Genomic DNA, 1085 nt, shown 5'->3' on the forward strand with positions numbered 1-1085 from the left:
ACGCGGAGTCGGACAAGCTGCTCGGCTTCGCGGCGGCCGAATTCGGTTACGGCATAGCCGATCCCGAGGTAGCCAACCGTGTCGCGGCGTGGATCGGCCGACGGATCACCTATGTCCCCGGCAGCAGCACGCCCATCGACGGCGCGGTGGAAACCCTGCTCTCGGGCACCGGCGTCTGCCGTGACTTCTCCCACCTGATGGTCGCGCTCCTACGCGCGGTCGGCGTACCCGCCCGGGTCGCAGCGGTGTACGCGCCGGGCTGCGTGCCGATGGACTTCCACGCCGTCTGCGAGGCCTACATCGACGGCAGATGGCGAGCCTACGACCCGACCGGCCTGGCACCACGCTCGAGCCTCGTCCGCATCGCCACCGGCCGCGACGCCTCCGACATCGCCTTCCTCGACAACCACGGCGGCGACATCACCCTCAACGTCATGTCCGTCAACGCCTTCGTCGAAGGCCCACTCCCCTACGACGATTTCGTCACGCCGACCAGCATCGTCTGAGAGTCGAGCTAGCCCTCTGCGGCGAGCTGACCGCAGGCGGCGGCGATCTCCTGGCCGCGGGTGTCACGCGCCGTGCACGACACGCCCTGGGCGATCACGCGGCGCACGAACTCCTTCTCGACCGGCTTCGGGCTGGCGTCCCACTCGCTGCCCGGAGTCGGGTTCAACGGGATCAGGTTCACGTGTACGAGTGGGCCGAGGGCCTTGTGCAGCTTCTTGCCGAGCATGTCCCCGCGCCACGGCTGGTCGTTGATGTCGCGGATGAGCGCGTACTCGATCGAGACGCGGCGCCCGGACTTGTCGGCGTAATACCGTGCGGCGTCGAGTACTTTGGCGATGGACCAGCGATTGTTCACCGGGACCAGGGTGTCGCGCAGTTCGTCGTCGGGGGTGTGCAGCGAGACCGCCAGGCGCACCGACATATTCTCGTCGGCCAGCTTGCGGATCGCGGGCGCGAGGCCGACGGTCGAGACCGTCACCGAGCGCTGCGAGATGCCGAGACCGTCGGGCGCGGGCGAGGTGATCCGGCGCACCGCGTTCACCACGCGCTTGTAGTTCGCGAGGGGCTCGCCCATGCCC

The 1085-nt window shown here is 68.8% G+C and carries 2 protein-coding genes; one reads left to right on the plus strand and one right to left on the minus strand.

The annotated features are described in order from the left end of the window. Positions 1 to 506, plus strand: a 506-nt coding sequence (locus tag ACFWUY_RS41925) for a transglutaminase family protein (protein ID WP_384122414.1), incomplete at its 5' end; no start/stop codon positions are given. Between the two features lie 8 nt (positions 507 to 514). Here ACFWUY_RS41925 and ACFWUY_RS41930 read toward each other — a convergent pair. Next, on the minus strand, positions 515 to 1085 hold a 571-nt coding region (locus ACFWUY_RS41930; protein ID WP_384122417.1), incomplete at its 5' end, for a radical SAM protein.

The organism is Streptomyces sp. NPDC058664, from assembly GCF_042716635.1.
Classification (GTDB): domain Bacteria; phylum Actinomycetota; class Actinomycetes; order Streptomycetales; family Streptomycetaceae; genus Streptomyces.